The following is a 14,707-nucleotide window of genomic DNA, read 5'->3' on the forward strand; positions in this document are numbered from 1 at the left end:
GTCTCAGTGGAAGTCGCGCGACGTCGTTCGCATCGTGATCGGCAGCCGCTCCAGCCGGTCGGCGTGCAGGTTGGTCGCGCCGTCGCGCCGCTCGACGATCCCGCGGACGACCAGCGCGCTGGAGTCGCGGGCGATCCGCCGGTAGCGCGCCCACAGGCCCGCCGTACAGATCACGTTGAGCATCCCCGTCTCGTCTTCGAGGTTGAGGAACGTCACCCCTCCCGCGGTCGCCGGCCGCTGCCGGTGCGTGACCAGGCCCCCGACCTCGACACGCGAGCCCGGCTCCACCCCCGCGAGGTCTGCCACCCGCAGCACCCCTCGTACGCGCATCGCCTCGCGCACGTGGTCCATCGGGTGGCTGTCCGGCGCGATCGCCGTCGCCCACAGGTCGGCCATCGTGATCTCGGCGTCGCTCATGCCCGGCAGCATCGGCGCCCCGCTGAGCACCGTCGTCCCCTCGAGCTGGCCGGGGCTCTCCTGAGCGGCGGGCCCCGCGGACCACAGCGCCTCGCGACGCGACAGCCCGAACCCCTCGAACGCCCCCGCGGTCGCCAGCGCCTCGACCTGGGCGGCGCTCAACGCGACACGGCGGGTGAGATCGGTCATCGAGGCGTACGGTCCGCCGCGGGCGCGTTCGGCGACGATCCGCATCGCGGCGTCCTCGCCCACCGAGGTGACTCCGGCGAGCCCGAGCCGTACGACGAACCGCCCGTCGCGGCGGTGCCACGTGTGGTCGAACGGGACGCTCGCGTCAAACTCCCCGACCGGCGGCTGGTCCTGGACGAGGCACGCGTCGTGCCCGGCAGAGTGACTCGCGGGTGAAGCCTCGAGGTCGACTCCGGCGCCGGACAGGTTCACGTCGGGCCGCAGCACCTCCACCCCGTGGTGCCGCGCGTCCGCGACCAGGCTCGCCGGCGAGTAGAACCCCATCGGCTGCGCCCGCAGCAGCCCCGCGAGGAACGCGCCCGGATAGTGCAGCCGCAGCCACGTGCTCGCGTACACCAGCAGCGCGAAGCTGATCGAGTGCGACTCGGCGAACCCGAAGCTCGCGAACGCCTCGATCCGCAGGTAGATCTCGTCGGCGAGGTCGCCGGTGATGCCGTGCGCGGCCATGCCCGCGTACAGCTTGGCGCGGAGCCGCTCGATCTTCTCCACGCCGCGCTTCGACCCCATCGCGCGACGCAGCAGATCGGCGTCGTCGCCGGTGCAGCCGCCGATCTGCATCGCGATCTGCATGAGCTGCTCCTGGAACAGCGGGACGCCGAGGGTACGACGCAGCACAGGCTCGAGCGCCGGGTGGAGGTAGGTAATCGGCTCCTGCCCCGTACGCCGCCGGATGAACGGGTGCACCGCGCCACCCTGGATCGGGCCCGGTCGGATCAGCGCGATCTCGCACACCAGGTCATAGAACTCGCGCGGCTTCAGCCGGGGCAGCGTCCCGATCTGCGCCCGGCTCTCCACCTGGAACACCCCCACCGAATCTCCGCGGCAGAGCTGGTCGTAGACGCCCTTCTCCTCCTTCGGGATCGACGCCAGGCTCCACTGCTCGCCGATGTGCTCGGCCACGATGTCGAAGGTGTGCTGGATCGCGCCGAGCATCCCGAGCCCAAGCAGGTCGAACTTGACCAGCCCCATCCACGCGCAGTCGTCCTTGTCCCACTGCAGGACGGTGCGGTTCTCCATGCGCGCGTGCTCGATCGGGCACACCTCCCCCACCGGCCGGTCGGTGAGCACCATGCCGCCGGAGTGGATGCCGAGGTGTCGCGGCGCCTTGAGGAGCTCCTCGGCCAGGTCGAGCACCGGCTCCGGCACGTCCTCGGTGGCCTCGTCGCGCGGCAGGCTGCTCCAGCGGTCGATCTGCTTGGACCACGCGTCCTGCTGCCCCTGGGAGTAGCCGAGCGCCTTGGCCATGTCGCGGACGGCGGACTTCGGCCGGTACGAGATGACGTTGGCGACCTGCGCGGCGTTGTGACGTCCGTACTGGGCGTACACCCACTGGATCACCTCCTCGCGCCGGTCGGAGTCGAAGTCCACGTCGATGTCGGGCTCCTCCTCGCGGCTCGCGGACAGGAACCGCTCGAACGGCAGGTCGAACTTCACGGAGTCGACCGCGGTGATCCCCAGGGCGTAGCAGACCGCGGAGTTCGCCGCGGAGCCTCGGCCCTGGCAGAGGATCCCGCGGCCCTTCGCGAACGCAACGATGTCGTGGACGATCAGGAAGTAGCCCGGGAAGTCGAGCTCCTCGATCACCGCGAGCTCAGCCTCGAGCCGCTCGTACGTGCTGGGCGGCGCGTCCGCGTACAGCTCCGCCGCCCCCTTCCGTACGAGCGCGCGCAGCCACGACATCGGTGTGTGACCGGCGGGGACCTTCTGCTTCGGCAGTCGCGGCTTGGCCCGCCGCAGCTCGAACGCGAGGTCGGCGGCGATGTCGACGGTCCGCTCCATCGCCCCGGGATAGCGGGCGAACAGGCGCGCCATCTCGGCCCCGGAGCGCAGGTACGGGGGCCCGGCCGCGGGCAGCCAACCGTCCATCGCGTCTAGGCTGCGGCGCGCACGCACGGCAGCGACCGCCCCCGCGAGCCTGCGATCGGCCGGCGTCGCCGCGTGGACGTTGCCGGTCGCCACGGTGGGCAGCCCCAGGCGGTTCGCGACCGCTGCGAGCGCGTCGTTGCGGACCGAGTCGTACGGGTCGCCGTGATCAGTGAGCTCGACGAGGACCTGGTCGCCGCCGAACAGGTCGAGCAGCGCGCGGACCGCCTTCTCCGCCGCCACGTCGTCGACCTCCGCGCCGGACGGGCCCACGAGCGCCTGGCGTACGGCGCCCTTGCGGCACCCGGTCAGCACCATCGCGTGCCGGCCGAGGCGGTCGGCGAGATCGTCGAGGTCGTACGACGGTCGCCCCTTCTCGCCACCGGCCAGGTGCGCAGCGGTGAGTGCGCCGGCGAGCCGGTGATAGCCCTCCTGGCCACGCGCGAGCACCAGCAGGTGCGTACCCTCGGGGTCGGCGCTGGCCTGCCGAGGGCTCGTCAGCCGGGCGCCGTCGGGCGCCAGCGACAGCTCCGCCCCGAACACCGTCGGCAGGCCGTGCATCGCGGCCGCCTCCGCCATCCGCACCACCCCGTAGAAGCCGTCGTGGTCGGTCAGTGCCAACCCGGCCAGCCGCAGCCTCACCGCCTCCTCGACCAGCGCCTCGGGACTGCTCGCGCCGTCCAGGAAGCTGAAGTCGGAGTGGGCGTGCAGCTCCGCGTACGGGACGTACGGCTCGTCGGGCACGGGCGCGTCGACCGCGTCGGAAGGCTCGTACGGGGCTCGCTTGCGCGAGAACGCCGGCCCGTCCCCGCCGTCGGGGACGTCGAAGTCGCTCGACTCCTCGGGCAGCAGCCGACCCGACAACCGTCGCTCGAGCTCCGACCACGGCATGTCCGGGTTGTTGAACCCCATCAGCCGATCACCTCCTCCCTGACGTCATACGTTCTGCGGGTCGGGACCCCCGTTCCGTATGACGTCCCGGCCCGTCCGGGCGGTCAGTCGTACCGCGCCTCGACGCACCAGGTGCCGTCGCTGACCCGCAGCAGCCACGCGCTGCCGTCGACGCCGACCACCTGGAACCGCGCCGCCCGCACCGCCTGGTCGGCGTCCCACCAGCGCTCGTCGACCGGCCACGGCCCGGCCCATGCGGCGACAGGCTGCAGTCCCTGCGCCGGTCGACCCTCCACGCCGAACCGTGCCGGCGCCGCCGTCACCATCCCCCGCGCGCTCACCGTGACCTGCTGGCCCGAGGCCCCGACCACCTGCGCCGGGCGCGGCGGGTCGTACACGGTCGCCGGAGCCGGAGCGGGCAGGCTGCCCGGCCACGGCGGGCTCGCCGACCGGTCAGCCGTGAGCGGGTCACCCCAGGGCACCAGCGTCTGCCGGTCCGCTGGGCCCCGTCCGCCCCCGACCACCGCCGACAGCACCGCCTCCCGGCCGAGCATGCTCTGCACCTTTGAGGCAGCCCGGTGGACCCGCGCGTCGGCGCCGCTCCCCCACAGGCCCTCGGCATGGTCGGTGACCGGGGCGACGTCGGCGGGGACGAACCTCACCGCGCTCACCGGTGCGGCCACTGCCGACACGGCCCCTGCCTGCAGCTGCCAGCGCACCCGGTCGACGAGATCGCCGGCGTCGAACCATCGCGGGTGCAGCCATTGCCGCTCGGAGGTCTCACCGCGTTCGGTGTGCACCTCGATCCAGACGCTGGTGCACACCATCTGCCGCGCGGCGACCGCGGACACGAACGTCTCGGCCGTACGACGCACGCTGAAGGCGACCGCCTCCGCGTCCTCGAGCGGCGGCTCGAACGTCACCTCGCGCTCCAGGTCCGAGGGCGGGCGCCGCCCCGCGAAGGGACGGTCGTCTACCCCCCGGGCGAGCCGGTGGGCGAGCGTCCCGTCGTCGCCGAAGCGGGTGCGCACGTCGGTCTGCGGCAGCGCCGCGAACGCGCCGAGCGTGCGCAGCCCGAGACGCTGCAGCAGACTCACCAGGTCGGGCCGGTCGAGCACCCCCACCGGCAGGTCGCGCAGGAACGCGCCCGCCTCCCCCGGCGGGACGACCACGCTGCCTTGCGGGAGCGCCTGCCGCGCAGCCTGCTCGGCGGCGAACACCGCGTCGGCGACGCCGAACCGCACGTCGTCGACACCGAGCTCGACGAGCCGCTCCGCCAGCACCGCCGCCGCGTGCTCCTCGCCGCCGAAGTAGCGACCCGGCCCCGTCACCCGTACGGCGCACGTCCCCGGGCGCAGCGGCTGCACACCCGGCGCGATCTCCTCCACGGCGGCCAGTACCGGCTCGAAGGCACGGACGTCCAGGCCGGGGTCGTAGTCGAGCGTCACGAGCTCGGGACAGCGGGCCTGCGCGTCACGCATCCGCTGACCGCGCCGCACCCCGTCGGCACGGGCCGAGGCGGAGCACGCCCTCACCTCGCCGTGCTCGAACAACGCGATCGGCGCACCACGGGGCAGGTCGACACCTGCCCCGGTGTGCGTCACCGCCCGCACTGGCCAGTCCGGGCACCACAGCACGAGAGTGCGCGACATCAGCTCGCCACCTCGAGTCGGCCGGGACGACGCCAGGTGTCGTCCGCCGGGAGCGTGACGACGGGGACGTCCGGCAGGGCCGCAGCGTCCAGCCACAGCTGCGTCCGGTGGGGGCGACCCCAGCGTCCGGTCGCCGAGACGGTGACGCGGCGACGCCGCAGGTGGCCGTGGCCACCGCCCATGCCCGTCCAGCTGCTCTCGCTGACCTCCAGCCGGCCCTGCGGACGCGGCCACGCCCCCGGCCCCGTCGCGAGCACGACGAGGGTGGTCTGGTGCTGACGGAGCCTGGCCGCGACCCGCTGCGCCTCGCCATCCCGTACGGCCGTGGGCGGGCGCAGGAGGATCGCGTCGGTCACGTCGACCAGCGCCCCGACGACGTGGGGCCAGTGCTCACCGGGGGTCGGGACGAGGATCGTCCGCTCCAGCGCCACCCCGAGCGCGGCGGCCGCCTCGGCTCCCAGCTCAGGGACACCGACGACCGCGCACCACGCCCCGGCGGTCGAGGGCCCCGCCAGGAGCGCGGTGGAGAGGCTGAGCGACGCGCTCACCTCGTACGTCGCCCCGCGGAGCACACCGCCAGGGACGACCTGGCTCAGCGCAGGCAGCGTGGGCAAGCGATCGCGTACGGGCGCCGTGCCCTCCATCGCGCGGACCCGCGCGGCGAGCTGGTCGAGAACTGCTGCACCCGTCACTCCTCCATGTTCGAACACATGTTCGAAGGAGTCAAACGGGCGTCCACCTCGGGAGCTAGCCTCTCCCGTGCGAGGTACGGCTCTGGCGCGACAGCGAGTCGACCATCACCGCGAGCACGAGCACCGCACCGGTGACCATGAACCGCAGCGACGAGCTCAGGTTGAGCAGGATCAGGCCGCTCGAGATCGACTGGATCACAAGGATGCCCAGCAGGGCCGAGAACGCCGACCCACGCCCGCCGAACAGGCTCGTGCCGCCGATCACCGCGGCGGCGATCGCATTGAGGTTGACGTCGCCGGTGCCGCTGCTCTGCGAGGCGGCGGCGATCCGGCCCGCCGCCAGCAGGCCGCCGACTGCGGCCAGCGTCGAGCAGATCACGAACACCGACGTGTAGATCCGGCGCACGTTGATGCCAGCACGCCGGGCCGCCTCGACGCTGCCGCCGACGGCGAAGACGTGCCGGCCCCAGCTGGTGCGAGTGAGGGCGTAGTGCATCACCAGGACCAGCGAGACAAAGAACACGAACATCCAGCCGACGCCGCGCGACTGGTTGAGATACCAGACGGCGAAGAGCAGAGCGACCAGCAGAACACCGGCCTGGACCGCCATCACCTGGACCGACTTCGCGACCAGCCCGCGCCGGTGCCGCTCGCGGGCCAGCAGCCACTGGGAGACGAGGAATCCGCCGCACGCCACGACGACGAGCACGTACGACAGCCAGGCCGGCACGAACGACAGCTGACCGAACTGCACCAGCCACGAGTCGTACGGGAGGTTGATCGTGCCCGACGGACCGAGCACGAACAGCTGGAGTCCGAGGAACCCGAGCAGGCCGCCGAGCGTGATGACGAACGACGGGACGCCGAACCGGTTGAAGACCTGGCCATAGACCCAGCCGATCGCGACACCGACCGCCACCGCACCGACCACGGCGAAGACGAGCGGCCAGCCCTCCTTCACGAACAGGGTCGCGAAGACGGCCGCCGCCAGTCCGCTCACCGAACCGACCGAAAGGTCGATCTGACCGACCAGCAGCACGCAGACGATGCCGAGCGAGATGACCCCGACCGCCGCGGACTGCAGAAGCAGGTTCACCAGGTTGGCCGAGGACAGGAAATTGGAGTTCAGCGACTGGAAGATCACCGCAATGATGAGCAGCCCGGCGAGCACCGGGAAGGCTCCGAGGTCACCGCTGCGGATGCGGCCCCACGTGCCGGTGAGGAGTCCGCGCAGATCCTGCTGCTCGCGGACGGCTTCATCCTCGAGCTCGCGTGCGATGGTTGTCGCGCTGGGTTCGTTCACGCTGCTCACTCCTGCACGTCGTGGTTCGAAGGGGTCGAGGTCGACGCGGCGGCGATCCGGCGAGAGGCCGCGTTGTCGGTGGCGCCGGTGATCGCAGCGACGATGTCCTCCTGGGACACGTCGGCGACGGCGAACGTGCCGTTGTTGCGACCGAGCCGCAGCACCGAGACCCGGTCTGCCACGGCACGCACGTCGGCCATGTTGTGGCTGATCATGATGACCGCCAGGCCGTTCTCGCGGAGTCGCTCGACGAGGTTGAGGACCTCCGCGGTCTGCTCGACGCCGAGCGCGGCGGTCGGCTCGTCGAGGATGATCAGCTTGGGGTCGCGCAGCAGGGATCGCGCGATCGCGACGGTCTGGCGCTGACCGCCCGACAAGGATGCGATCGGGATGCGGACCGACGGGATCTTCGCCGACAGCTGCCGCAGCAGCTCCCAGGACCGGACCTCCATCTCGACCTCGTTGAGACGGGGGCCGCGGATCTCGCTGCCGAGGAAGAGGTTGCTGACGACGTCGAGGTTGTCGCAGAGGGCGAGGTCCTGGAAGACCGTCGCGATCCCGAGGTTGAGGGCGGCGTCCGGGCCGGGGATGGACACCTCGTCACCGAGGAACTCGATCGTCCCGGAGTCGGGAGCGTGCACGCCGGCGAGCGTCTTGACGAGTGTCGACTTGCCGGCACCGTTGTCGCCGACGAGCGCGAGCACCTCACCGGCCGACACCTCGAGGTCGACGTCGGTGAGAGCCGCCACCGCACCGAAGCTCTTGGACACACCCCGGAGCTGGATCACCGGTCGTGAAGACATCTGAGGTCCCTTCCTCTTCTCGTCCTGCGGGTTCATCTCAACCGCCACGGCTCGGCCTCCACGAGAGCGTGGAGGCCGAGCCATGAGGGTGCTACTTGATCGTCAGCTTCGCGCACGCCGCCGCGTACTCGGCCGTGCAGATCTGCTCCGCGGTGTAGATGCCGCCGTCGAAGATGACCTCCTTGACGTTCTCCTGCGTCACGACCGTCGGCTCGAACAGCTGCGACGGTGTGTCGAAGAGATCGGTCGTCGCCTTGGGCTCCTCGCCCTCCATCAGCGCGACGGCCACCTCGGCCGCGGCGTCGGCCACGGTCTTGATCGGCTTGGAGATCGTGTTGAACTGGTCGCCGGCGATGACGCGCTGGATCGCGGCCACCTCGGCGTCGTTGCCGGTCACCGGAGGCAGCGGCGTGAGGCCGGCCGCCTTGAGCGCGGCGATGCTGCCGCTGGCGGTGCCGTCGTTGGCGGCGACGACGCCGGCGATCTGGTCGCGGTACTTCGTGATCTGGCCGCTCACCCAGTCCTGAGCCTTCTGGGGATCCCAGTCAGGGGTGTCGAAGGACGCGAGCACCTTGGTGTCGCCGACGCCTTCCTCGGCGCCCTGCTTGATGAGCCCGGCCGCGCGGTCGGTCGGCGATCCGTTGACCATCAGGACACCGCCGGTCGCGCCGGTGCTCTTGAGGTGCTCGACCAGTGACTCAGCGATCGAGCGGCCGATGGCCTCGTTGTCGAACGAGACATAGAAGTCGGCCGGCACGTCGGTGACCGGGCGGTCGTACGTGACGATCGGGATCTCGGCGCCCTGCGCCTGCGTCACCATCGACGCCGCGGCCTTGGAGTCGACGGGGTCGAGCACGATGACCTTCACGCCCTGGGCGATCATCGACTCGACCTGCTGCTGCTGCTTCGCGGGGTCGGAGTCCGCGTTCTGGTAGAGGACCTCGCAGTCGGCGCAGAGCTCGGCGACCTTCTCCTTGAACAGCGGCGAGTCCTGCTCCTCGTAGCGGGTCGACGCGCGGTCCGGCATGAGGAAGGCGATCTGGCCGCCCGCGTCGCCGCCGCCGGAGCCGCCGTCGTCGTCGGACCCGCAGGCCGTGAGGCCCAGGGCCGCGAGAACCGCGGCGCCGCTCAGTGCGGCGATCCGCACGGGAAAGTTCTTCATGGAAGCTCCTTCGAGTCGCCGACCTGATCGGCCTCGTCCGTGGATGATGGAGAGGGCTGTGATGGCTCTCACATCAGTGGCCGGGATCGTAACATCACGTACGTTATACCTGTCAATAATCGTGATAAGTCACGACCCCCGGCATCGAACGAGGAGAAGCGATGACCGAGCAGAAGACGTCCCGCCCGTCACGGACGCAGCGGCAGCGTCAGATCATCGACACCGTCCTGACGTCGGGGTTCGCGAGCATCAGCCAGCTCGTGGAGATGACAGGCGTGAGCATCATGACGGTCCATCGCGATGTGGACGACCTGGCGTCCCGGGGCCTGGTCAGGAAGCTCCACGGAGGCGTCTCTGCGCTGCCGACGAGCGTCTTCGAGTCGAGCTCGGACTTCCGCCTGCAGCGCAACGCCGAGGCCAAGGCGGCGCTGGCTCGGACGGCCATGGAGTTCGTCGAGCCAGGGATGTCGGTCCTCCTCGACGACTCCACCACCGTGCTCGCCCTCGCAGGTCTGCTCCCCCAGTCCGCGCCGCTGACCGTCCTGACGAACTACCGCCTGGCCATGGAGACGCTGCGCGAGGAGCCGGACGTCCAGCTCATCGCGATCGGCGGCCAGTACTCCCGCACGCACGACTCCTTCATCGGCCCTCCGAGCGACACGGGCCTGGACGCGTACGCCGTCGACATCGTGTTCCAGTCGACGTCGACGGTCGACGAGACCACCGCATACCACCAGGAGCAGGACGTCGTGGTGATGAAGCGGGTGATGCTGCGGGCGGGAACCCGCAAGGTCCTCATGATCGACGGCACGAAGACGGGGCGTACGAGCCTCCACCGGTTCGTGGCGCTCTCGGAGTTCACCGACGTCATCGTCACCGACGACGCCTCGCCGGCCGTCCTGCAGGCCATGCGTGACCAGACCCGCGTGCACATCGCCGCGATTGGCTGACGGCCGCCCCGCCGGGGCTACGACAACGTCACTATCAGTTTGAGATCTTTAACAGCCAACATGTTATGGTGCGCGACGTACGTCACAAGAGCTCCGGGGTGCCGGAGAAGGAGAAGCCGATGACACGCATCCTCGCTGCCGGAGACCACTTCGTCCTCCCCGAGATGTTCGCGGAGGCGATCGCAGCCCGGGTCGACGGTGACGTGGAGGTCACGCCCCTCGCGCTCCCGTGGCCGATCGAGCCCTTCGGGCCTGTCGACGGTGTGATCGAGGCCAGCGGCACGGCGGCGGACGTGATCGCCGCACTCGGCGACGCCGAGATCGCGGTGACGCAGATGGGGCCCTTCACGGCGGAGGTCTTCCGCGCGTGCCCCGACCTCCGGTTCGTCGGCGTGTGCCGCGGAGGCCCGGTGAACGTCGACCTCGCGGCGGCGACCGAGGCAGGCGTTGTCGTCTCCTTCGCACCCGGACGCAACGCGCCCGCTGCGGCGGAGTTCGCCGTCGGGATGATCCTCGCCGCGATGCGGCGTCTCACCAGTGCCGACGCCGAGCTCCACGACGGCATCTGGCGCGGCGACTACTACACCTACGACAACGCTGGCACCGAGCTCGGCGACTCGACGGTCGGGCTGGTCGGCTTCGGCGCGATCAGCCGCATCGTCGCCCGGATCCTCCGCGCGTTCGGCGCCGACGTCCTCGCGTACGACCCCTATGTGGACGCCGCCGACAGCGAAGGCGTCGAGCTGGTCGCGCTCGACGACCTGATGCGCCGGTCCGATGTCGTCAGCCTCCACGCCCGTCTCACCGAGGAGACGCGTCACCTGATCGACCGCCGGCGCCTCGAGCTGCTCCCCCACGGCGCGGTGCTCGTCAACACCGCCCGCGGCGGACTGCTCGACTACGCGCCGCTGCCCGAGATGCTCGAGTCCGGGCGCCTCGGCGCGCTGGCGCTCGACGTGTACGACATCGAGCCCCCGCCGGCCGACTGGCCGCTGCTCAGCAGCCCACGCGTCGTGCTGTCGCCGCACCTGGCCGGGGCGACCCGTCAGACCGCGTTGCGCGCGGCTGCGATCACGGCCGACGAGACCGCCCGCTTCCTTCGTGGTGAGCCGTGCCTGCACGTCGCCAACCCCGAGGTGCTCGAGCGGCTGGAGAGCGGGCGCTCGTGATCGTCGGGGTCGACGTCGGGACCACCGTCACCAAGGCCGCGCTGATCGGCCCGGACGGGCGCGCCGTACGCTCGGCCGCTGCCCCCTCCCACCTCGTACGCCGCGGTGTCGAGGTGGAGCAGGATCTCGAAGACGTCCTGCGGACGGTCGCCGCGGTCGTTCGCGAGGTCTGCACCGGCCTCGACGTCGCCGTGGAGGCGATCGCCCTCACCGGACAGGGGGACGGGCTGTGGCTGCGCGACGCGGACGGCCACGCCGTACGCCCGCCGATCTCGTGGCAGGACGGGCGCGCGTCGTCGATGGTCGAGCAGTGGCGTGCCGACGGCGACCCGAACGGCGTCATGGCGCAGGTGTTCGCACTCACCGGGTCAGGGCTCTTCCCCGGATCACACGCGGCCCTGCTGGCGTACCTCGACACCCACGAGCCCGAGTCGCTGCGGCGGGCCGCGGTCGCGGGCTACTGCATCGACGCCGTCCTCCAACGCCTCACCGGCACAATCTCGGTCGACGCCTCCGACGCCTCGCTGCCCTTCCTCGACGTCCGCAGCCGGACCTACGTGGATGACGCGCTCGCGCTGTGCGGCGTCGGGCAGTGGCGTCACCTCCTCGCCGAGCCCGCTGCCCCGCAGACCGTGTTCGCGCTCGACGGCCACGGCGCTGCCCTCCTCGGCCTCCCCGTCGGCACCCCGGTCACCGCCGGCCCGTACGACCTCCAGGCCTGCGGCTTCGGCTCGGGCACCGTTGCCGAGCACGACGCGACGATGGTCGTCGGCACCACGCTCGCGTGCCAGGTGTTGACGACCGACGCGAAAGTACGGCCGGGGGACGACCCCGCCGGCATGTGGCTCTGCACGCCTGACCCGGCGACGTACCTGCACGTCATGCCGTCCATGGTCGGCACCGCGGGGGTCGACTGGGCGTTGCGCACGCTCGGCCTCGAGGTCACCGCGCTCGACGGCCTGCTCGACGGCAGCTCGCCCGGCGCCGGCGGCGTGCGCGCCCTCCCCTACCTGTCCGGCGCCGGCGAGCGTGCGCCCTTCGTCGACCCTCGGGCGCGCGGACGGCTCGACGGCATGACGCTGTCGACGACGCCGGCCGATCTCGTCCGCGCCGTGTGCGAGTCCGTCGCGTACGCCGCACGGCACTGCTTCGACCGGCTGGGGCTCTCCGGCGAGGTCGCTGCGTGCGGCGGTGGTACGCGGTCGCAGGCCTGGCTGCAGATCTTCGCCGACGTCCTCGGCACCGACGTCCACGTCCCCCGCGAACCCCTCGTCGGCGCCCGAGGTGCCGCGCTCGTCGCCTGGGAGGCGCTCGGCGTCGAGGTCGACATCGAGGCGTGGCGCGCCGACCGCGACGTGGTCAGGCCCTCGGCCGCGGCCGAGCAGTACGACGCCGGCTACCGCCGCTACCTCGACGACCTCACCGCCGCACGCGGATCCTGGGGCACCGGAGCGACGGCGTGACCGGGCCGCTGTGGGTCGGACTCGACCTGGGGACGCAGAGTGCGAAGGCGGTGGCCGTCGACGAGACCGGCACCGTGCACGCGTCTGCGCAGGCCCCGATCACCGGGACGCGTGACGGCGTCCGGCACGAGCAGCAGGTCGCCGACTGGGTCTCCGCCGCCCGTACGGTGCTCGGCCACCTCGCGCGCGACCTCGGGACCGCGGTCGACCAGATCGCCGGCGTCGCCCTCGACGGCACGTCCGGCACGCTCGCCGTGCTCGATTCGACGGGCCGCGCGACCGGGCCGGGGATCATGTACGACGACGGCCGCGCCGCTGCCCTCGCCGACGAGGTCGTCGCAGCCGGCCAGACGCTGTGGACCCGGCTCGGCTACCGCATGCAGCCCTCCTGGGCTCTCCCCAAGATCGTGTGGCTCGCCCGCCAGGGTCTGCCGCCCGGGGCGCGGATCGTCTACCAGACCGACGCGGTGATCTCCGCCATGACGGGGACGCCGGTCGCGACCGACTGGAGCAACGCCCTCAAGAGCGGCTTTGACCTGCTCTCCCTGGAGTGGCCCGCCGACGTCCTCACCCGCCTCGGTGTCGACCCCGACGTGCTCCCTGACGTGGTCACTCCCGGCAGCGTGCTGGGTGTCACCTCCGCAGCGTGGGCCGAGCAGACCGGCATCCCCGCCGCGACGCCCGTGGTCGCCGGCACGACCGACGGCTGCGCGGCACAGCTCGGCGCGGGCGCGCTCGCGATCGGCGACTGGCACAGCGTGATCGGGACGACGCTGGTCCTCAAGGGGGCGAGCGCGAGCCCCGTGCACGACGCGGCCGGCGCGGTCTACTCGCACCGCGGCCCCGAGCCCGGCACGTGGTTGCCAGGCGGTGCCTCGAGCATCGGCGCGGGCGCCCTGTCGACGTTGCTCACGGCCGCTCCGAGCACGCACGAGGCTGAGGCGCGCCGACTTTGGGACAGCGGCGCGGCGTTCCCCCTCGTCTATCCGCTGACCGGCACCGGCGAACGCTTCCCGTTCGTCCGCCCCGACGCTGCCGGGTTCGCGATCGTCGACGCCCGGGTCAGGCCGCTGTCCGCTCTCGCCGGCGTCGACGAGGCCGCGGTCTTCCTCGGGACGATGGTCGGGGTCGCGTCGGTCGAGCGGCTGTGCTTCGACATCCTCGACCAGCGCGGGGCCCAGACGGACGGACGCCTGAGCACCTCCGGCGGCGGGAGCCGCAGTCCGCTCTGGAACGCCCTGCGCGCAGCCGCGCTCGACCGCCCGCTCTCCCTGCTCACCTCGGCGGAGCCGGCCACAGGGATGGCCGTCCTCGCCCGTTGGGGTGTCGGAGGAGGAGGAGAATCGCTCAGCGCCGTCGCTCGCGCCACCAACCCGGTTGCAGCCGTCGTCGAACCGCGCGTCGAGGATGTGCACAGGATGGACGAGGCCTACGCGACGTTGACAGGTGTGTTCGAGGCGAAGGGATGGTTGACGTGACCGAGCTGGTGCTCGTACGGCACGGCGAGACGATGTGGCACGCCGAGAACCGGTACGCAGGGGTCTCTGACGTCGGGCTCACCGCCCGCGGCTCGGCGCAGGCGGACCACCTCGGCCGCTGGGCCGCTGCCCACCCCGTCGATGCCGTCGTCTCGTCGACCCTGTCCCGCGCACGGCTCACCGCGCAACCGGCGGCCGACACCCTCGGTGTGCCGCTGCAGACCGACCCGCGGCTGCGCGAGGTCGACTTCGGTGCAGGTGAAGGGCTGACCCGTACGGAGATGGCCGAGCGCTTCCCCGAGGCGCTGGCGGCTTTCCTCGCCGCACCTGCCCGGCACCCGCTGCCATCCGGCGAGGCCGGCACCGCCGCGATCAACCGGGCGCGCCCCGCGCTCGACGCCCTCGTCACGGACCATCCGGACGGCAAGGTCCTCGTGGTCATGCACTCCACGCTCCTGCGGCTCGTCCTCTGCGACCTGCTGGGGATCGACCCTGACCGCTACCGCACGGTGATGCCCTCGGTGACCAACGGCGCGCTCACGACGTTGCGCACCGATGGCACCTCGTACGCGCTGCTCGGGTTCAACGTCCCTGTCTGACGCCGCGTGAACGACG

Annotated in this window: 11 protein-coding genes; 5 read left to right on the plus strand and 6 right to left on the minus strand. The window is 71.8% G+C overall.

Going from position 1 to position 14,707, the window contains the following annotated elements:
- Nucleotides 1-3: 3 nt before the first annotated feature.
- From HCT63_RS10370 to HCT63_RS10395, 6 genes are all read right to left on the minus strand, one after another.
- Nucleotides 4-3,441, minus strand: coding sequence for an error-prone DNA polymerase (locus HCT63_RS10370; RefSeq protein ID WP_167003823.1), 3,438 nt, complete (start codon nt 3,439-3,441; stop codon nt 4-6).
- A gap of 83 nt (nt 3,442-3,524) precedes the next feature.
- Nucleotides 3,525-5,072, minus strand: a complete 1,548-nt coding sequence (locus HCT63_RS10375) for a DNA polymerase Y family protein (RefSeq protein WP_167003825.1) — start codon at nt 5,070-5,072, stop codon at nt 3,525-3,527.
- Complete coding sequence (locus HCT63_RS10380) at nt 5,072-5,764, minus strand: hypothetical protein (RefSeq protein ID WP_167003827.1); 693 nt, start codon at nt 5,762-5,764, stop codon at nt 5,072-5,074. Before HCT63_RS10380 ends, HCT63_RS10375 begins: the two co-directional genes overlap by 1 nt.
- 55 nt (nt 5,765-5,819) lie before the next feature.
- Complete coding sequence (locus HCT63_RS10385; protein ID WP_167003828.1) at nt 5,820-7,067, minus strand: sugar ABC transporter permease; 1,248 nt, start codon at nt 7,065-7,067, stop codon at nt 5,820-5,822.
- Nucleotides 7,068-7,072: 5 nt separating this feature from the next.
- Nucleotides 7,073-7,870 carry an ATP-binding cassette domain-containing protein gene (locus HCT63_RS10390; RefSeq protein ID WP_167003830.1) on the minus strand — a complete coding sequence of 266 codons (798 nt, stop codon included), beginning with the start codon at nt 7,868-7,870 and terminating at the stop codon, nt 7,073-7,075.
- 91 nt (nt 7,871-7,961) lie between these two features.
- Complete coding sequence (locus HCT63_RS10395) at nt 7,962-9,032, minus strand: substrate-binding domain-containing protein (protein ID WP_167003832.1); 1,071 nt, start codon at nt 9,030-9,032, stop codon at nt 7,962-7,964.
- Nucleotides 9,033-9,193: 161 nt separating this feature from the next.
- Between HCT63_RS10395 and HCT63_RS10400 the strand changes: the two genes are divergently transcribed.
- The 5 genes from HCT63_RS10400 (at nt 9,194) to HCT63_RS10420 (ending at nt 14,691) form a co-directional block, all read left to right on the plus strand.
- On the plus strand, nt 9,194-9,982 hold the full coding sequence (locus HCT63_RS10400; RefSeq protein ID WP_167003834.1) for a DeoR/GlpR family DNA-binding transcription regulator: 789 nt from the start codon (nt 9,194-9,196) through the stop codon (nt 9,980-9,982).
- A 119-nt stretch (nt 9,983-10,101) separates the two neighbouring features.
- Entirely contained in the window at nt 10,102-11,151 is a 1,050-nt protein-coding gene (locus HCT63_RS10405; RefSeq protein WP_167003836.1) for a 2-hydroxyacid dehydrogenase, read from the plus strand.
- Nucleotides 11,148-12,614, plus strand: a complete 1,467-nt coding sequence (locus tag HCT63_RS10410; RefSeq protein WP_167003838.1) for an FGGY-family carbohydrate kinase — start codon at nt 11,148-11,150, stop codon at nt 12,612-12,614. The genes HCT63_RS10405 and HCT63_RS10410 overlap by 4 nt, the downstream gene beginning before the upstream one ends.
- On the plus strand, nt 12,611-14,092 hold the full coding sequence (locus HCT63_RS10415) for an FGGY-family carbohydrate kinase (protein ID WP_208322367.1): 1,482 nt from the start codon (nt 12,611-12,613) through the stop codon (nt 14,090-14,092). The genes HCT63_RS10410 and HCT63_RS10415 overlap by 4 nt, the downstream gene beginning before the upstream one ends.
- Nucleotides 14,080-14,691, plus strand: a complete 612-nt coding sequence (locus HCT63_RS10420; protein ID WP_167003840.1) for a histidine phosphatase family protein — start codon at nt 14,080-14,082, stop codon at nt 14,689-14,691. The genes HCT63_RS10415 and HCT63_RS10420 overlap by 13 nt, the downstream gene beginning before the upstream one ends.
- Nucleotides 14,692-14,707: the final 16 nt, after the last annotated feature.

The organism is Mumia sp. ZJ430, from assembly GCF_011751845.1.
GTDB lineage: Bacteria > Actinomycetota > Actinomycetes > Propionibacteriales > Nocardioidaceae > Mumia.

Coding starts and splice junctions, on each gene's coding strand:
- HCT63_RS10370 (WP_167003823.1), bottom strand. CDS start 3,441: ATGGGGTTCAACAACCCGGACATGCCGTGGTCGGAGCTCGAGCGACGG.
- HCT63_RS10375 (WP_167003825.1), bottom strand. CDS start 5,072: ATGTCGCGCACTCTCGTGCTGTGGTGCCCGGACTGGCCAGTGCGGGCG.
- HCT63_RS10390 (WP_167003830.1), bottom strand. CDS start 7,870: ATGTCTTCACGACCGGTGATCCAGCTCCGGGGTGTGTCCAAGAGCTTC.
- HCT63_RS10395 (WP_167003832.1), bottom strand. CDS start 9,032: ATGAAGAACTTTCCCGTGCGGATCGCCGCACTGAGCGGCGCCGCGGTT.
- HCT63_RS10400 (WP_167003834.1), top strand. CDS start 9,194: ATGACCGAGCAGAAGACGTCCCGCCCGTCACGGACGCAGCGGCAGCGT.
- HCT63_RS10405 (WP_167003836.1), top strand. CDS start 10,102: ATGACACGCATCCTCGCTGCCGGAGACCACTTCGTCCTCCCCGAGATG.
- HCT63_RS10420 (WP_167003840.1), top strand. CDS start 14,080: ATGGTTGACGTGACCGAGCTGGTGCTCGTACGGCACGGCGAGACGATG.